The sequence below is a fragment of the Marinobacter azerbaijanicus genome (genome assembly GCF_030250645.1).
Taxonomy (GTDB): Bacteria; Pseudomonadota; Gammaproteobacteria; order Pseudomonadales; family Oleiphilaceae; genus Marinobacter; species Marinobacter azerbaijanicus.
The window spans coordinates 17,009-33,788 of sequence record NZ_JASSVS010000003.1 but is presented as its reverse complement, the minus strand read 5'-3'; the positions used below and the strand labels follow the sequence as shown (position 1 = coordinate 33,788).

Here is a 16,780-nt window from a genome sequence, read left to right as displayed (position 1 = left end):
TGTAGGTATCCAGACAACGGCTTCATCGGGCAATCCGGAGGACAAACCAACAATGAAAATCGGAATCCCCAGGGAAATCTTCAAGGATGAGCGGCGGGTGGCAGCAACGCCGCCGTCCGTTCACAAACTCATTGGCCTCGGCTACGAGGTGGTCGTTGAGGGCGGCGCCGGCGAGGCTGCGAATTACTCGGATGCGGCCTACGAGAAAGTGGGCGCGTCAATAGCGGCCGATACCACCTCGCTGTGGCGGGAAGCGGACTTTATCCTGAAAGTTCGTGCCCCCATGGAGAATCCTGCCCTCGGCAAACACGAAGTGGATCTGATGAAGGACGGGGCCTTTCTGGTCAGTTATATCTGGCCGGCCCAGAACCCCGAGCTGTTGGAGAAGCTGGCAGCGAAGAAGATTACGTCGTTCGCCATCGACAGCCTGCCCCGCATCAGCCGTGCCCAGAAGATGGACGCGCTCAGCGCCATGGCCAATATCGCCGGCTACCGGGCGGTGATAGAGGCGGCCAATAATTTCGGCCGTTTCTTTACCGGGCAGGTGACGGCGGCTGGCAAGGTACCGCCAGCCAAGGTCATGGTAATTGGCGCCGGAGTGGCCGGCCTTGCCGCCATTGGTGCCGCCAACAGCATGGGCGCCATCGTTCGGGCGTTTGATACCCGCCTGGAAGTGAAGGAGCAGGTTGAAAGCATGGGCGCTGAATTCCTGGAACTGGATTTCGGTGACGAGGAAGGCAGCGGTGGCGGCGGCTACGCCAAGCAGATGAGCGATGAGTTCATCAAGGCGGAAATGGCGCTGTTTGCGGAGCAGGCGGAAGAGGTGGACATCATCATCACCACCGCCCTGATTCCCGGAAAACCGGCCCCGAAGCTTATTACCGCCGACATGGTGAAGTCCATGAAGCCTGGCAGCGTCATTGTCGACCTGGCCTCGGAACGTGGCGGCAACTGCGAACTGACCGAACCGGGAAAAGTGGCCCATCATCATGGCGTAACACTGATTGGCTACACCGACCTGCCAAGCCGTATGGCCAAGGTGGCCAGCGATCTCTACGCCACCAACCTGGTGCACCTGCTCACCGAACTGACTCCGGAGAAGGATGGCCAGCCACAGGTCAACATGGAAGACGATGTCATCCGTGGTCTGACCGTTGTTAAGGAAGACGAGATTACATGGCCGCCACCCCAGCCGGAGGCGCCAGTCAGCACCGCACCACCACCGGGAACCGAGGAACCATCGGCCGCCGACAAAGCAGCCGCCAAAAAGCATGCGGACCGCCGCAGCCTGATCGGTAAAAGTGTCCTGCTGGTTGTTACAGCCCTGGCGCTCTACGGCGTTGGTGCCCATGCGCCGGAAAGTTTCCTGCAACACTTTACGGTGTTTGTGCTGGCCTGCTTTATCGGCTGGCAGGTGATATGGAACGTGACGCCATCCCTGCACACCCCCCTGATGAGCGTAACCAATGCCATCAGCGGCATCATTGTGATCGGTGCCATTCTGCACCTGGCCCAGGCGGAGAATATTGCCGTCGGAATCATGGCCTTTGTCGCGGTGCTGATTGCCAGCATCAACGTAGGGGGCGGCTTCCGGGTCACCCATCGCATGCTCAAAATGTTCCGCAAGTAGGAGGCGCCCGATATGAGTACAGGACTGGTGAGCGTGGCCTACGTGGTCGCAAGTATCTGCTTTATTCTCAGCCTGGGTGGCCTCAGCCACCAGGAATCCGCACGGCGCGGCAACCTCTACGGCGTTGCCGGTATCATCATCGCGGTAGGGGCAACCCTGGCCAGCGTGGACGGTGGCGTCACTGCCATTGTGATTGCGGTGCTTCTCGGCGCCGGCATCGGCATCCCCATCGCCAACAAGGTGGAAATGACCCAGATGCCGCAACTGGTGGCGCTGCTTCACAGTTTCGTGGGTCTGGCGGCGGTGCTGGTTGGCTTTTCCGGCTATATCGAGCCGTTGATAGCAACCACAGGCGCCGAACATACCATCAAGCTGGTGGAAGTCTTTGTGGGCATCTTTATCGGTGCGGTGACCTTCACCGGGTCGCTGGTGGCCTGCGGAAAACTGGATGGCCGTATCGACAGCAAGGCTCTCACCCTGCCCGGCAGACACCTGATGAACCTGGTAGCGGTTATTGCCTGTGTCCTGCTGGGAGCCTGGTTCCTGGGCACTGAGAGTATGGCGCTGGGAATCATCGCCCTGGTGATCATGACGGTCATCGCCTCGGTGCTCGGCATTCACCTGATCATGGCCATTGGCGGTGCCGATATGCCGGTGGTGGTTTCCATGCTCAACAGCTACTCCGGGTGGGCGGCCGCCTCTATCGGTTTCATGCTGGGCAATGACCTGCTGATTGTCGTTGGTGCCCTGGTGGGCAGCAGCGGTGCCATCCTCAGCTACATCATGTGCAAGGCCATGAATCGCTCTTTCATCAGCGTCATTCTTGGCGGCTTCGGCCAGACCACCAGCAGCTCAAGCGCCGCGGACTCTGATCAGACCGTCTACGAATCCAGTGCCGATGATGTGTGCGAGGAACTGCGCAACGCCGATTCGGTGATCATTGTGCCTGGTTACGGCATGGCGGTGGCCCAGGCCCAGAATGGCGTCAGCGAGATGACGAAAATACTCAGGGAGCGGGGCGTGAACGTGCGTTTCGGCATCCACCCGGTGGCCGGTCGCCTGCCCGGACACATGAACGTGCTGCTTGCGGAAGCCCACGTACCTTACGACATCGTTCTGGAAATGGACGAAATCAACGCCGATTTCCCGGAAACCGACGTGGTTCTGGTGATTGGCGCCAACGACACGGTGAACCCGGCTGCTGCCGAAGACCCCGGCAGCCCCATTGCCGGCATGCCAGTCCTTGAAGTGTGGAAAGCCCGACAGGTGGTTGTCCTCAAGCGGGGCATGGCCACGGGTTATTCCGGCGTGGAAAACCCGCTGTTCTTCAAGGACAACACCCGTATGCTGTTTGGCGACGCCAAGGAGAGCATCGACAAACTGGTTGGCGGTCTGCGGGGCTGAGCGCTCAGGTCTCAGATTCTTTTGCAAAGAACCGCTCAATCTGCCGGGAATGGCTCTGGCCATCCCGGTAGCCCAGCTTGATCAGATCACGGCAGAAACGTTTGTCGAACAGCAGAAAGCTGGCCAGGTTGGCGCTGGAGGACGGCGCCGAGTCGGCTGCGCCGGTTAGCCGTCGCAACACCAGCGGCATGCCATCAATGTATTTCATGGCCAGGTCATTGATTGGTTCGGAGGGGGATATTTCCAGGATATCCACCGGACTCAGGTCAAGACCGGATGCCTTCAGCTTTTTCTCCGGCACCAGCTCCAGCAACTGATTGATCAGCCGCGAGCGGTCAATGTCGTAATCGAGCGTGTCCAGGAACATACCATTGAAAACGTGAGCCATCACCTGGGTCAGTGTTGGCATTCCGGGCCTGTTCGGGCGCGTTGGCGGGCACATGGCATTAGCGCTGACGCCAATGACCAACACCTTGCGTGCGCCCAGCCTTAACGCCGGGCTGATATGGGCCATCTGCCGGGTAACGCCGTCACCAAAATACTCGCGGTTGATTTTTACCGGCCTGAACAGCGTGGGAATCGCCGCAGACGCCATGATGTGGTCCACTTCCAACTCCGTGCGAGTGCCACTGCGCTGGCCCACCGACCAGCCCTTCAGGCCCTCGGCCCCCTCAAAGAAGCAGACATTCTGGCCGGTAGCGTAACCGCACGCATTCAGGCCCACCGCATCAATATGGCCTTCCCGAATCGTGTTACGGATGCTCTGAAGGTCAATCTCCTGCTCCAGCAACTCCCGCAACGGTGAGTTATCCAGAAAAGAGACCGGCCCACTCTCGATTGGCCGGCTGATCATCTTGCGGGCGATGTTGCTGAAACCGCGCATCAGGCTGAATGTATCGGCCCGGAACACCCGGTCCATGGTCAGTTCCGACCACACTTTCTCCAGGTGGTCGATGTTATGTCGAAACAGCCCGCGGTTACCGGCCACAGCCATGGCGTTAATCGCACCGGAAGACGTACCGACAATGACATTGAACGGATGGCTCCAGTCCGGATACATATCAGCGATGGCACGAAGTACACCCACCTGGTAGGCCGCTCGCGCGCCTCCCCCGGTGAGAATCACACCGTTCTTTGCTGCCATCAGGCCTGCTTAATCTTTCGCCGCCGCCTGCTGGCAAACGGATTGTTGAAACTGGTGTCCTGGCCCTGCAACCTGGCCTCTGGGTGGTTCTTCGTCATAAGCTCCTTGACCTTGGGGATGTGCTGCTTGGGCGCATCTACCATGATCAGGTACTTCCCCGCCTCGATATCCTGATGGAACGGCTCAATGCGGTAGTTTTCGCCCTGAATGCCACCAAAACCGCCAACCCAGGCGCCGGCAACCACGACAAAGATGAACAGGGCAATCCATGCGGCTGCGGGCATTTGCAGTATTTCCAGCAGCGCCATGGGAACAATAAAGGCCAGCGCCAGTACCAAACCGGCAATGGCGCCGCGCTCTACGTACCTGGGGAGATCCGTGCGGTCCAGAATGGAGGCCGAATGCAGCTTATGAGTGTACAGGCCGGCTTCATCTTTACTGACAATGTGAAACCGCCAGTCGGTGACGCCATGTTCGTGAAGATCGTCAGAAATTTCCTTGGCACTGTCAATTGAAGATACCAGATAGAATAACCGTATCATGGTGCTTCTCCTCTTTCGTCGCCAATCAGAACGGCGTTATTGTTATCTCAATCTAGTTCAAAACCTCCGGTTTTACGTAATCTCGTATTCACACCCGGTCAACCGCCGAATTTCTGAACCAGCATCACCGGGCCTATCAACGCTATTGCCCAGGCGAACAGCGCAATAACGCCATCTCTGGAAATCATCGCCAGGCCAAAGGTCACCAGGGCCAGGCCAGCAATACTGGCACTGAACGGTATAATCTCGGTTGCCGGCATGACCACGGCAATGACCATACACGCCAGCGCCATCACATAGAGCCCGAAACCCTTGACCAGCGGGGTCAATCGCGGGCGAATCAAGCGGTCAATCCGACGGGCGGTGGGCCGCAGCATGTCCAGACCCTGCACAAGCTTCTTACGCGGCACCTGGCGCTGAACCAGCCAGCCCGGCAACCAGAAATGTTTCCGCCCGATCAGAACCTGCCCCAGCGTCAGCAGCGTGAGCAGCCCCATCAGGGTCGGCATGCCCGGCACACCGCTGAGGGGTGTCACAAGAATAAGCCCCACCATCAGTACCACCGGGCCGAAGGTTCTGCGCCCCACCGAGTCCATCATTTCCCCAATGGAAACATGAGACTGGTCGGCGGAACCGGCTTCAATCCGGTCCAGCAGCTCTTCTATATCCGCCGGTTCACGGCGATTGTCCATAGCCACTGCTCCCGGATCATCCGACTTTTATTCGGTGGTGTTGTACACATAGGAGGATACGGTTCCATCCTGATTGAATCGCACCACCAGGTCCGTGGTTTCGGCCTCGCCAAACGCAGACCAGCGGTACTTACCGTAAGTCCAGGTGCGCTTGCCATCCTCAATACCGGTACGCCAGGGCTCACCGAACATCTCCTGAATCTCGGCGCGGGTCGTTTCCCCGATTTCGATCTGATCCACATTATGGGTGGCGAAGTCCCGGCCAACGGTGGCACAACCTGCAATGGTTAACGACATGGCCAGCAGAACCATGGCGGCGAAAGATGTAACAGACCTCATAATGTATCCCTTCTGTGTGTTGGTCAGACCATCAATCATACGGGTTTTGGTGGAAGGTTAAATTACAGCAGGGACACACACAAAAAAGCCCCGGTGTTCAAACCGGGGCTCGTCGTCAACGCATCAGCACTCAGTAAAGCTTCGCCAGCGACTTCCTGGCAAACGGTGCTACCTCGCCAATACGGCCTTCCTTCACCTTCACCAGCCATTCCGGGTCCTGCAGCAGGGCCCTGCCCACGGCGATGAGCTCGAACTCATTGTTGTTCATGCGCTCCACCAGCTCGTCGATGCCGGACTGCTCCACGGATTCCTTCTTGCTGGCAAAGGTGCCGCTGATGAAGTCTTCCGTCAGGCCAACGCTGCCCACAGACATGGTCGGTTTGCCAGACAGTTTCTGGGTCCAGCCCGCCAGGTTGAGGCTGGAGCCTTCAAATTCCGGCTCCCAGAAACGGCGCGTGGAGGCGTGGAAGATATCAACACCAGCTTCCACCAGCGGCTTCAGGAACTGCTCAAGCTCCTCCGGCGAATTCACAAGCTTCGCCTCGTAATCCTGCTGCTTCCACTGGGAGAAACGCAGCATGATGGGGAAATCCGGGCCCACGCGATAGCGCACGGCTTCGATGATTTCCACCACGAAGCGCAAGCGATTTTCCATGCTGCCGCCGTACTCATCATCACGCTGGTTGGTGCCTTCCCACAGGAACTGGTCCAGCAGATAACCGTGGGCGCCGTGGATCTCGACACCATCAAAACCCAGCGCTTTTGCATCCTGAGCTGCGTCGGCAAAGGCGTTGATCACATCCTCGATATCTTCCCTGCTCATTGCCTTGCCATTGGGTTTACCGGGGGCAAACAGACCCGACGGACTGTAGCCGGGCACATTGGGATCCGGTTCCGTGCCTTCCTTGCGTACCGCGCCCACATGCCACAACTGGGGAAAGATAGCACCACCCGCTTCATGAACGGCATCCACCACATCTTTCCACCCGGAAAGCGCTTTATCACCATGGAAAAAAGGCACATTCGGATAACCATTGGCGCCCGGATGATTCACGGTGGTGCCTTCAGTGATCAGCAGACCAACACCACCTTCGGCACGGCGGCGATAATAATCCACGACATCCTGGTTTGGCGCATTGCCCGGCGAGAAATTGCGAGTCATGGGCGCCATGGCCACGCGGTTGCGCAGGGTCAGGTTATGAATTTCAAAGGGCTCGAACAGAGGGCCAAGATTCATGTTCATGATAGATCGCAACCTCACTAATCTGGTTTCTTTAAGCAACCTTATTGAATCTGGTTTTAAAATGCAACCCTATTAGGTACACTGCCAAGCATGGCCAGAAAACGTTTTGATGATTCCAGTTGCTCCGTCGCCCGCGCCCTGAATGAAGTCGGGGACTGGTGGTCGTTGCTGGTGGTGCTACACGCCATGTATGGCACCCGCCGCTTTGTGGATTTCCAGCAGGAACTGGGCATTGCCCGCAATATTCTCTGCGACCGTCTGGCGCGCCTGGTGGACAACGAAGTTCTGAAAAAGGTGGATGTGGGCGAGCATGGCTCACGCTTCGAGTATCGCCTGACTGAAAAAGGCCGCGACCTTTTCCCTATCGTGATTGCCCTGCGCCAGTGGGGTGACAAATGGAACCCGGCACCGGACCAGACACCACTGGACCTGAGAGACCGTGAAACCGGCCGCACCATTCGCCAGGTGGAAGTTCAGGACGCCGATGGCCACCCCCTTACCGTTCGCGATGTGTTTGTGCCGGAAGGCAATAGCGCCAGCGAACACAAGGCGTCCGAGAGCAAAAAGAAGGCTGGCTGACAAGCCGTAGAACTACCCTATTCCTTCATTTTCTTGAGTTGAATCAATCCTCCGGTGAACTCGAACTTCCCGGGTCTCCGCACTTGCGCTATATCAAGTTTCCAGTCTCCGCAGTCATTAACCTGTAGCCATCCATTATTCAGGTTCAAGGAGATTACCATGTCCCGTACGTTCACCCTTAGCGTCCTCGCTGCCGGCATCCTGGCAGCTGCTCCCTTTGCCCAGGCCTATGAAGCTGGCGATTTCCTGGTACGGCTTGGTCCTGCACACGTGGCTCCGGATGATTCCAGCAGTGACCTGGCATTTGCCGGTAAAGGCCCACTGGCTGGCCAGAATCTGGCGCTGCCCGGCACGGGCGTTGCTGTTGACTCCAATACCCAGTTCGGGATTACCGCTACCTACATGGTCACCCCTCACATTGGGGTTGGTATTCTGGGCGCCACACCTTTCAAGCACGACATCAACGGTGCGGATAGCCTGGGTAGCTTTGGCAAACTGGGCGAAACCAAGCACCTGCCACCGACGCTAACCCTTCAGTACTTCCCGATGGACAGCGCATCCAGGCTTCAGCCATACGCCGGCGTGGGTGTTAACTACACCACTTTCTTTGAGGAAAAGACCACCGGTACGCTCAATGCCGTAATTGATTCCGTGGCACAGGCAAACTTCGGCACCCCTGCGGGGACCGTAGATGGTTCAGAGCTGGAGCTGGATGACAGCGTTGGCGTGGCCCTGGAGCTGGGCGTTGATTACATGTTTAGCAGGAATTTCGGCCTGAACGCAGCCGTCTGGTGGGTAGACCTGGATACCGACGCCACCATCACCGCACTGTCCGGTGATACAGCAGTGGGCGAGATCACCACCGATGTCGAAATCGACCCGATGGTTTACATGGTGGGCTTTACCTACAAGTTCTGATCCCCGTGCCCCCGGCAGTCTCGGACTGCCGGAAGGTACGTTTTCCAGCGGGGCCTTCTGGCCCCGCTTTTTTATTCAGGGAACCCGATCAGGCACTTTCACGCTGGGGTGAACGCCTTGCCTGGCCGCCGTTGCCACTCTGGCTGCGGCCACCACTGCGACCACCCGGCTTACCACCGAAACTGCGGCCATTACCGGCCGGCTTGCCATTGCCACCACCGTTACCGTTGCGATTGCGGGCACGGCTTGGATCCGGCTTGCCCTTGGGTTTCAGCGGCAGGTTGTTTGTAGGCTCAAAGCCTTCCACCGATTTACGCGGCAGCTGTTTCTTGAGCAGCCTTTCGATACCCGCCAGCATCGAACCCTCATCGGCACTGACCAGCGAAAGCGCGTGACCACTCTCACCGGCACGACCGGTACGGCCAATGCGGTGCACATAGTCTTCCGGCACGTTGGGCAGCTCGAAGTTCACCACCTGGGGCAGCTGTTTGATGTCGAGGCCACGGGCCGCGATGTCGGTAGCCACCAGCACGCGGACTTCACCCTGTTTGAAATCGGCCAGGGCACGGGTGCGGGCACCCTGCGACTTGTTGCCATGGATGGCGGCAGCGGTAATACCGTCGCGCTCCAGCTTCTGGGTCAGTCGGTTGGCGCCATGTTTGGTACGGGTAAACACCAGCACCTGTTCCCAGGCGTTATCACGCACCAGCTTGCTCAGCAGGGCGGTTTTCTGGCTCTGGTCTACCGGGTAGACAGACTGAACGATGCTCTCGGCAGCCGTATTACGGGCCGCTACTTCCACCTGAACCGGATTATCCAGCAAGCCCTCTGCCAGCGTACGGATTTCTTTGGAGAAGGTGGCTGAGAACAGCAGGTTCTGACGCTTGGCCGGCAACAGCGCAAGAATCTTGCGGATGTCGCGGATGAAGCCCATGTCCAGCATGCGGTCGGCTTCGTCCAGAACCAGGATTTCCACTTCGTTGAAGCGCACAGCGTTCTGCTGGTACAGGTCCATCAGACGACCGGGTGTGGCCACCAGCACGTCCAGGCCCTTGCGCAGCTTCATCATCTGCGGATTGATTTTCACGCCACCGAAAACCACGGCGGATTTTGTGGGCATGTACTTGCTGTACAGGGCCACACTGTCGTGTACCTGCGCCGCCAGCTCGCGGGTGGGCGCCAGGATCAGTACTCGCGGCCCCTTGCCGGTGCGGGGATTTTCCGCCAGGCGTTGCAGCAATGGCAGGGTGAAACCTGCGGTTTTACCGGTACCGGTCTGGGCAGCAGCCATTACATCCCTGCCGGAAAGTACCGCGGGAATGGCCTTGGCCTGAATGGGAGACGGGGTTTCGTAACCCTGGTCGGTAGTAGCACGGACCAGTTGCTCGGACAGACCGAGTGAAGAAAAACTCATATTGGATCAACTCTTGATTATTCTGCCTCCACGAACACCGTTCTCGGCGAATGCGGGCAGATGCCATGAAAATTCATGGGATAAAAGACGACTACGGTCACGCACCATTAACGGGGTGACGTCCTCTGACAGGTCGTATGGATGGTTCGCACGGGCTTGAAGCCTTGAACTGCGGAAATCCCTAGAGGCAGGATGGTGAGCACACTAACAGAGTGTTCTGGGAATAGCTATAGGGTACAACCACACCCTGCCCCGAAGGGCAGGGTTGGTAGATTGGCAATCAGCGTACGCCATCCCTGCGCAGGGCAGCGGGCGTGTACTCCCTTGAATGGCGCTCGGTGCCATAATTGTAGGGATTGCTCTCCTCGTTGGTCAGCCCCATCACCAGATAGCGGCCAGACAGCAGATCATAGAGCGTCTCGAAGGCATAGGCCGGAATATTGGCGTCGTAGATCTGCATGGCATGAGCTTCGGCAACACGCCAGAGATTACCGCGGCCATCGTAGTGGTCAACCACGGCTATCTGCCAGGTATCCTCGTCAATATAGAAGTCCCGTTTGGCGTATACGTGCCGCTCGCCGTCCTTGAGGGTGGCGGTTACGTGCCATACCCGATGCAGCTCATAGCGGGCAAGGCTCTGGTCAATATGCCCGGGCTTGATGATGTCGTCATAGCTCAGGTCTTCACTCGCCAGACGGTAGGAGTTGTAGGGGATATAGAGTTCTTTCTTGCCTTTGAGCTCCCAGTTGTAGCGGTCCGGCGCGCCGTTGTACAGGTCGAGGTTGTCTGACGTACGCTGGCCATCCGCGGCGGTACCCGGGCCGTCATAGGCAACATTCGGCGCCCTGCGCACCCTGCGCTGCCCGGAGTTATACAGCCACGCCCGGCGTGGTTCCTTCACCTGGTTAATGGTTTCGTGAACCAGCAGGACATTGCCCGCAAGGCGGGACGGTGCGGTAATGGCCTGCTTGAAGTAGAACATCACGTTGTCGTCCTCACCCGGCTCGTAATCTTGCAGCGCCACCCGTTCGGTGAACGACTCGGTAAACCGGACGGGGCTGAAATCCCCATTGGGCTGGGGCGTCACCTGAGACACATTACGGGTAAAAGACCCGCCACGATAACGGGTAATGTGGTTGAAAATCACCTCAAGACCGTTCTGCGGAATGGGGAAAGGGGTCGCCGTTTTGTAGTTCCTGAGGCCATTCCCGCTCTCCACCAGCTCTACTTCCGTTGCGTTGGCCTTGGTTTTTTCCAGCACCTCGGCAGGATAGGTAGCCGTCCGCCGGGTCTGGTAGACCGGCATAAAATAGTCATCATACGTCCTGATCATCGCAACCTGACCCGGGGTCAGCTTTTCCGAATACTGGTCCACATTGCTCTGGTCGATCCGGAACAGTTCCTTGTCATCGGGAAATGGGTCCACATAACGGCCATCCCCCTTGTAACCGGCTGGCGCCTCAAGCAGCCCTCCGTCCCAGGCAGGAATTTCATCACCATTGCCGGACATCTCTGCCCCAACCGGGGTCAGTGTGTCACCCAGTTTGGCGGCCTCCTCGGCCGACACTGCCGCGCCCGCTGACGCGGAGTACAACATTGAAACGGCCAGTGCGCTGTAAAGCAGGTTCTTGTGGTTAATCATCGATTGCTCCTTGATTATCAGAAAGCTGATCAGAATGAGTAGGAAACTGATGCAGACACGAAATCCCGGTCGTTGATTACGTTGTAATCACCGCCGAAGTAGTTGGTGTAACTTAGGCTGGCCTTGTAGGCGTTCTGGTATTCAGCCTCGATGGCCAGGCCGACAGACTTGTTGCCTTCACTGAAATTGCCGCCCGGGTCCGGCGCATATCCTTTAACGTCGTGGGTAAGGAAAAGCTTGGGACGCAGATTCACGCCAGCCACCGCATCCGGGTAATCCCAGACAAACAGCGTGCGATAGCCCCAGGAGAATGAGGTGGTAAAACCATCACCGCCACAATTGGTGGGATTGATGTTCAGCCGCGGGTCACTGTCAGTGCCCTGACTGCAGAAATCACCGGTGAAGCTTTCGCCTTCCAGCGGCACCGGCCCCACGCCATAGATACCAGAGCGGCCGTAGCGGGCTTCCGAGGTGCTGGGCAGATCGTGGACATAGGTGGCGCCAACCTCACCAACGATGATGAAGCGGGCAGCCCCCATCACACGGTCAATAAAGTGAATGAAGGTTGCCTGGGCCTGGGAGACGTTGTAACGGTCATAGCCGTCAACGGCCTTGCCGGCATAATTGAAGTCCGGGTTGTTCTCGCGCTGACGTTGCTCCAGGTTGCTGATGACCTGGCCATCCGGACCCCGCTGTTGCAGCCCGCCGTAGATCAGTTCAAACGTGTTCCACTGGATGGGCATGTTGGGCCGGAAGCTGTACTCAGCACCCAGCGACGTGCCCGTTGGCAGGGTAGTGTTGAAACTGACGCCATAAAGATCAATGTCCCCCGGGTACTCGATGAAGTAGCTCGGGAACCTTGAGTTGGGCAGGTTGGGGTCGCTTTTCTGGGTCGCGGTTGGATCCGAAGGGTTGTTGACCACCCCGCTGATGTACGGCAGGCGGCTGTGGTAACGGGTGTAATAGAACCCAAGCTCCGCCCCCAGATCCGTCAGATACCAGCGCAGAGCCGCGCCAAACTGGTCTTTGTCCCCGGGTTCCTTGTCACCGAGACGCGGAGAAACGAAGCCCTCTTCCAAAGCCTGGGAATCAGGCACCTGGCCCGCCAGAAGTACCGGGCCACAGCCATCCGCCGCCACATCCGCGGACGAGAAATAGGTACCGCAGTCGTCAATCCTGAAGCTTTCCCATTCGGTCTGGACGAACGCTTCCATGGTGATTTCAGGGGTCAAACCAACCGACGTATACAGCATCTCGACCGGCAACAGTACGTCTTTCAGTTCCGCACCCGGGGCACGGAACGCGGGAACATCGATGGGGTTGACGGTGTTGATACCGCCAAGGATGAATGTGCTCTCACCCCAGTTGACCACCTGACGGCCGTAACGGACCGATACCGGGGTATTGCCGAAAAACCAGTCTGTGAAGACATAGGCGTCCAGCAGATCGACGCCTGACGCATTGTCCTTGGCTTCATCATTCAGTTCACGACGCTGGCCGACGGGGTCTACGGCACGGGGGTTGTCCTTCAGTTCATAGTCGTAGTAATAAGTACCACGCACCAGGGCCCCGACCCGCGTCAGAGTATCGCTGTCCGGCCTGTAATCCAGGAACAGTTCACTACGCCCCCGCAGTATCTGGGAGTAGGGCTCATTCTTCTCGAAGTTCAGGTTGCCGTCGTCGAAGTTGTTCGAGGAAGCACCGGTATTACTGAACGCGAATTCCGGCCCCAGGTTACCCTGTGAGATCAGGTCCTTGTCCTGATCCTGAAGGCGGTAGGCAATACCCGCCGTCAGGGTGGTGGAAAACGAGGCATCAATTTCGTAGATCTCGAAATCAAAGGCCATGGCCGGTGTCGCGGAGATAAGGGCACTGACAGCCAGTGCCAGACGCTTGCGATGCATGCTTGTTGTTGTCATTGGTCGTGACTCCACATTTTCTGAAGGCGCAGCCATCCCCGAGGATGGATTTTTACGCCATCGATAATTGAGGTTTGATCGGGAATGCGCCGCCGGGAGCCGGCGACGCTGTTTTCAGGTTCCGGGCGCTTTAGAGAAGTCCGCCGTCCAACAGACCACCATCACCATCTCCACTACCGTCGTCTCCACCGCTATCGGGTTCATCGCCCGCATCGGTATTGCCTTCGGCGGAACAATCCGTACCCGAGGTGTCCGCATCCTTGACCACACAGGGATTGGTCACCGACACCGTTCCATCAGTGAAAAGCTCAAGCATCTGGGCAATCATCTCGTCAAAAACAGCCCGCGAGGAGAAAGCATCCGCGCTCTTCTGGCCTGCAGAGATGGGGTTGCCATGGGAGCCTTCCAGGTAACGGGTAATGGCAGGGAGGCCGGTTGCCAGTGGCGTGGACATCGCGCCCATGCCAGCAGCCATGGGATCAGTACCGGCAAGCGGTGCGTTCTCACTGCTGATCACGAACCCGGTCTCCGGAACCGTGGTTTCAAGCGGCCCGATGGGGTACAGCAATGCGTCGGCCGAATTGGGGATGGTGTCGTCGGTTGGACGGTCCGGGTCACCCTCCACGCCTGCAATCTCGGTCAGCAGGGTGTTGGTATCCCGATAGAAACCGGCGTAGGCCACCGGGTCTGCAGAATCCAGCAGGCCCTGGAAAACGTTGAAGTAGATGTTGAGCTCCGTGCGTCCCTGAGCCAACAGGCCATCGGACGCCGCATCCAGCCCCGGCAGCAGTTGTGGCGCCAGTGACTGCGAGTTCTCAAACAGACGGGTGAACTGGCCACCGGTGTTGAGCAGGTTGGAAGCCTGCACAGAATTCAGGTTGCTGTTTCCAGCCTCGACAGCGGCATTGTTGACCGGAGGAAAGGCTGCCCCACCCATGCCACTCAGGGAATGACTCAGGAAGTAGACCCTGGACGGATCAATGTTCAGAGACTGCGCACAGTCGCCAGCCGCCTGACAGGCGTCAATGGCGTCTTCAATGGCCTGCAGTGACGCATTAACGTTGAGCAGGTCCAGTGTGCCCTGGCGCATGTTATCCAGGGTATTGGCGTAATTCGTGAAATTGAGGAACAGACCTCCGGACTCAGGCGACTCCAGCTCTGGGGCGGGGACCGCACTCATCGCATCGTTGGCTGCAAAGCCGAAATGGCGCTCAGTCGCATCAGCCGAAGCGCCGGCCTGCGTAGTAATCGGGTTCAGACCCACAATGCCTTCATCAAAGATACCATGCAGAGGCTGGTCGATACCGATGGTCACAAAACAGTCGAAACTGTTACCCGGGTCGGCGCAGGACAAGCCCGCGGCGGTTGCCAGCGGCAGAATTGCTGACCGGTCCGTTGTCAGAGCGTGCTGGTAGATGATGACGGGATAGGGGCCTCGACCGGCAAACAGCGTCTGGTTCGTATCCGGAGCCGCTACGACCACCGGCACCTTGGTTTCGCCGGTTTTTGCCGCAAACGGAAAGCGGTAGGTAATGCGCTCAGAGGGGGCTGCGTTGAGGGATTCATTGCCACTGAAATCCGCCGCAGTCCAGTTGGCCGACTGTATGGCCGAGCCATCGCCTTCCTCGGGAATGCCCTGGTAGTACGGCAGGGAAATTTCACCTTCGTACACGTGAATATTCAGTGGGGTGCCCGCCACTTCCTGGGCCAGTGCGGGGTTTACATCGCCACCGTCACGCTGGTTGAAAATGCGTACGGTGCGCGGCTTGGGAGTATCAAGCACGTCCTCTGCCGCGGTCGCAAGCGCCTGGGCCTCGGTTTCCTGATCCGTCACGTTATCAACAGCCAGCGCCGTCGCCACCTGCAGGGCAAAGGCCACCCGTCGATCAGCCTGGCTGTCATCGACAATATCCCCGTAACCAACGGCCACACCACCGGCCTTCGCATCATTGAGCAGCTCTGCAAGCTCGGCATCGTAGAGGCGGAACCCGGTGTCGGTCAGAATCGTAAAGATTTCGTCGTTGATACTCTGCTGTTCAGGGGTTGCCGACTCGCCCAGGGGCTGCTGGGTCAGGTTGTAGAACCCGCCGGTCAGCTGATCCAGCCCCTGCTGGCGCGCCTGAATGCGCAGGCTGGAGCGGAAGAAGGTTACCGGAGCGGCATTCGCCAACAGTATGTCATCAACCGCCGTAGTGGTGATGGTGGTGGAGAAAACCACATCATCGAAGGAAGCCGAAAACCCGGCTGCTGCATCGGTTTCCCGCTTGAAATCGAAGTAGTCCGAAACCAGCCGGCGGGCCGGCAGCAAGGCTTCGCGGAATGGCTCGAAAGCTACGTTCGCGAGTATCACGTCCGGGTCAGCCACGGACTGGTAGGTGGGAGCTCCCACCAGCGGCTCACCCGCCGAGTCAACAATATCGTTGGTCACTGCAAGTGCATACCGGGTTTTCGACGCCAGGGGCTGAAGTGGCAGCACCCGGATCATGTTGTTCTGCCCGCCATCAATATCCAGCAGCTCTACCCGGAATTTCTCCTCGAGCAAGGATTCGAAGATGGCGTCGGCTTCGGCGGTGTTTCCACTTTCTTCCAGTGCCAGCGCTCTGCGGTAGCGGTTTGCGGGCGTAATTCCCGCAACCTCACCGGCAGCCTGTCGCAGGCTGTCGCCACTGGCGTATTCCAGGGGAATCAGGAAAACATTCTGATCGGGATTGGGAATAACCTCACCTTCCACCGCAATGAAGTCACGGGCATCCAGCGTCTGCTGGCTGTCGATGCTGGCGCTGATCTTTATGTCGATCGGAGCGAGAACGGAATTGCCATCAAGAAAACCGATGCCGGTAGTCACCGGATTTGCCGGGTCACTGCCATTGAGCATGGTGCCGTCGTCGGTTTCACTCAGGAAAAAGAGCGAATCGCTGGGAATGGGGAATTCGGTTTTCAGCGGATCAAAAAGCGGGTGAGTACCACGTTCCAGCCCCGGATTGGTAATCGTGTATTCCGGGTTCGCGTTTTTCGTGGTCTGGCTGCTGCTATCAAGACAGCCCGTCAGGCCGACTGCCGCAAAGGCCAACGTCAGTAGCGATGCTTGGCGAGTGAACATACTTGCATACCTCGGTTCGTTTTTTTGTATTTCGGAACACGTCCTGTGTCTTTCGGCCTAACACGGAAGTCTAATTGCGGTGGTTCCAAAAATTTTTCCGCCGCTTCGGGAAACTGCCCGAAGGCAGGGCCTAACTGGTTCTTGCAACGCGAAATTTGTCTCGAACAGAGACAGAGAAGGATGGTATGTTCAACACTTGGCAATCCGTTGCCAT

At 58.0% G+C, this 16,780-nt stretch carries 13 protein-coding genes; 4 read left to right on the top strand and 9 right to left on the bottom strand.

Translation table 11 applies throughout. The features are described 5' to 3' along the window. Window positions 1–52: 52 nt before the first annotated feature. Window positions 53–1,630, top strand: coding sequence for a Re/Si-specific NAD(P)(+) transhydrogenase subunit alpha (locus QPM17_RS06600; RefSeq protein WP_285389830.1), 1,578 nt, complete (start codon window positions 53–55; stop codon window positions 1,628–1,630). 12 nt (window positions 1,631–1,642) lie between these two features. Then, window positions 1,643–3,034, top strand: a complete 1,392-nt coding sequence (gene pntB, locus QPM17_RS06595; protein ID WP_285389829.1) for a Re/Si-specific NAD(P)(+) transhydrogenase subunit beta — start codon at window positions 1,643–1,645, stop codon at window positions 3,032–3,034. A 4-nt stretch (window positions 3,035–3,038) separates the two neighbouring features. On the opposite strand, the gene QPM17_RS06590 is transcribed toward pntB, so the two are convergent. The 5 genes from QPM17_RS06590 to QPM17_RS06570 form a co-directional block, all read right to left on the bottom strand. Then, window positions 3,039–4,178, bottom strand: coding sequence for a patatin-like phospholipase family protein (locus tag QPM17_RS06590; RefSeq protein ID WP_285389828.1), 1,140 nt, complete (start codon window positions 4,176–4,178; stop codon window positions 3,039–3,041). After that, window positions 4,178–4,720, bottom strand: coding sequence for a hypothetical protein (locus QPM17_RS06585; RefSeq protein WP_285389826.1), 543 nt, complete (start codon window positions 4,718–4,720; stop codon window positions 4,178–4,180). Before QPM17_RS06585 ends, QPM17_RS06590 begins: the two co-directional genes overlap by 1 nt. 98 nt (window positions 4,721–4,818) lie before the next feature. Next, complete coding sequence (locus QPM17_RS06580; RefSeq protein WP_285389825.1) at window positions 4,819–5,412, bottom strand: exopolysaccharide biosynthesis protein; 594 nt, start codon at window positions 5,410–5,412, stop codon at window positions 4,819–4,821. A 27-nt stretch (window positions 5,413–5,439) separates the two neighbouring features. Beyond that, window positions 5,440–5,751: an outer membrane protein assembly factor BamE domain-containing protein gene (gene bamE / locus QPM17_RS06575; RefSeq protein ID WP_285389824.1), complete on the bottom strand. Its 312-nt coding sequence runs from the start codon at window positions 5,749–5,751 to the stop codon at window positions 5,440–5,442. Window positions 5,752–5,881: 130 nt separating this feature from the next. Continuing rightward, window positions 5,882–6,994, bottom strand: coding sequence for an NADH:flavin oxidoreductase (locus tag QPM17_RS06570; protein WP_285389822.1), 1,113 nt, complete (start codon window positions 6,992–6,994; stop codon window positions 5,882–5,884). Between the two features lie 90 nt (window positions 6,995–7,084). Between QPM17_RS06570 and QPM17_RS06565 the strand changes: the two genes are divergently transcribed. Beyond that, window positions 7,085–7,573, top strand: coding sequence for a winged helix-turn-helix transcriptional regulator (locus QPM17_RS06565; RefSeq protein ID WP_285389820.1), 489 nt, complete (start codon window positions 7,085–7,087; stop codon window positions 7,571–7,573). A 159-nt stretch (window positions 7,574–7,732) separates the two neighbouring features. Beyond that, on the top strand, window positions 7,733–8,491 hold the full coding sequence (locus QPM17_RS06560) for an OmpW/AlkL family protein (protein WP_285389818.1): 759 nt from the start codon (window positions 7,733–7,735) through the stop codon (window positions 8,489–8,491). Window positions 8,492–8,579: 88 nt separating this feature from the next. On the opposite strand, the gene QPM17_RS06555 is transcribed toward QPM17_RS06560, so the two are convergent. From QPM17_RS06555 to QPM17_RS06540, 4 genes are all read right to left on the bottom strand, one after another. Then, window positions 8,580–9,905 (bottom strand): DEAD/DEAH box helicase, encoded by a 1,326-nt coding sequence (locus QPM17_RS06555; RefSeq protein WP_285389816.1) that lies wholly within the window; start codon window positions 9,903–9,905, stop codon window positions 8,580–8,582. 280 nt (window positions 9,906–10,185) lie between these two features. Further along, window positions 10,186–11,547, bottom strand: coding sequence for a DUF1329 domain-containing protein (locus tag QPM17_RS06550; RefSeq protein ID WP_285389814.1), 1,362 nt, complete (start codon window positions 11,545–11,547; stop codon window positions 10,186–10,188). A gap of 29 nt (window positions 11,548–11,576) precedes the next feature. Continuing rightward, window positions 11,577–13,466: a DUF1302 domain-containing protein gene (locus QPM17_RS06545; protein WP_285389812.1), complete on the bottom strand. Its 1,890-nt coding sequence runs from the start codon at window positions 13,464–13,466 to the stop codon at window positions 11,577–11,579. 130 nt (window positions 13,467–13,596) lie between these two features. Further along, window positions 13,597–16,566 (bottom strand): hypothetical protein, encoded by a 2,970-nt coding sequence (locus tag QPM17_RS06540; RefSeq protein WP_285389811.1) that lies wholly within the window; start codon window positions 16,564–16,566, stop codon window positions 13,597–13,599. Window positions 16,567–16,780: the final 214 nt, after the last annotated feature.

What these genes read in the sequence shown, in the direction of transcription:
- QPM17_RS06580 (WP_285389825.1), bottom strand. Translation starts at nt 5,412, where the DNA reads ATGGACAATCGCCGTGAACCGGCGGATATAGAAGAGCTGCTGGACCGG.
- QPM17_RS06585 (WP_285389826.1), bottom strand. Translation starts at nt 4,720, where the DNA reads ATGATACGGTTATTCTATCTGGTATCTTCAATTGACAGTGCCAAGGAA.
- QPM17_RS06555 (WP_285389816.1), bottom strand. Translation starts at nt 9,905, where the DNA reads ATGAGTTTTTCTTCACTCGGTCTGTCCGAGCAACTGGTCCGTGCTACT.
- QPM17_RS06570 (WP_285389822.1), bottom strand. Translation starts at nt 6,994, where the DNA reads ATGAACATGAATCTTGGCCCTCTGTTCGAGCCCTTTGAAATTCATAAC.
- QPM17_RS06545 (WP_285389812.1), bottom strand. Translation starts at nt 13,466, where the DNA reads ATGACAACAACAAGCATGCATCGCAAGCGTCTGGCACTGGCTGTCAGT.
- QPM17_RS06590 (WP_285389828.1), bottom strand. Translation starts at nt 4,178, where the DNA reads ATGGCAGCAAAGAACGGTGTGATTCTCACCGGGGGAGGCGCGCGAGCG.
- pntB (WP_285389829.1), top strand. Translation starts at nt 1,643, where the DNA reads ATGAGTACAGGACTGGTGAGCGTGGCCTACGTGGTCGCAAGTATCTGC.
- QPM17_RS06550 (WP_285389814.1), bottom strand. Translation starts at nt 11,547, where the DNA reads ATGATTAACCACAAGAACCTGCTTTACAGCGCACTGGCCGTTTCAATG.
- QPM17_RS06560 (WP_285389818.1), top strand. Translation starts at nt 7,733, where the DNA reads ATGTCCCGTACGTTCACCCTTAGCGTCCTCGCTGCCGGCATCCTGGCA.
- bamE (WP_285389824.1), bottom strand. Translation starts at nt 5,751, where the DNA reads ATGAGGTCTGTTACATCTTTCGCCGCCATGGTTCTGCTGGCCATGTCG.
- QPM17_RS06540 (WP_285389811.1), bottom strand. Translation starts at nt 16,566, where the DNA reads ATGTTCACTCGCCAAGCATCGCTACTGACGTTGGCCTTTGCGGCAGTC.
- QPM17_RS06600 (WP_285389830.1), top strand. Translation starts at nt 53, where the DNA reads ATGAAAATCGGAATCCCCAGGGAAATCTTCAAGGATGAGCGGCGGGTG.
- QPM17_RS06565 (WP_285389820.1), top strand. Translation starts at nt 7,085, where the DNA reads ATGGCCAGAAAACGTTTTGATGATTCCAGTTGCTCCGTCGCCCGCGCC.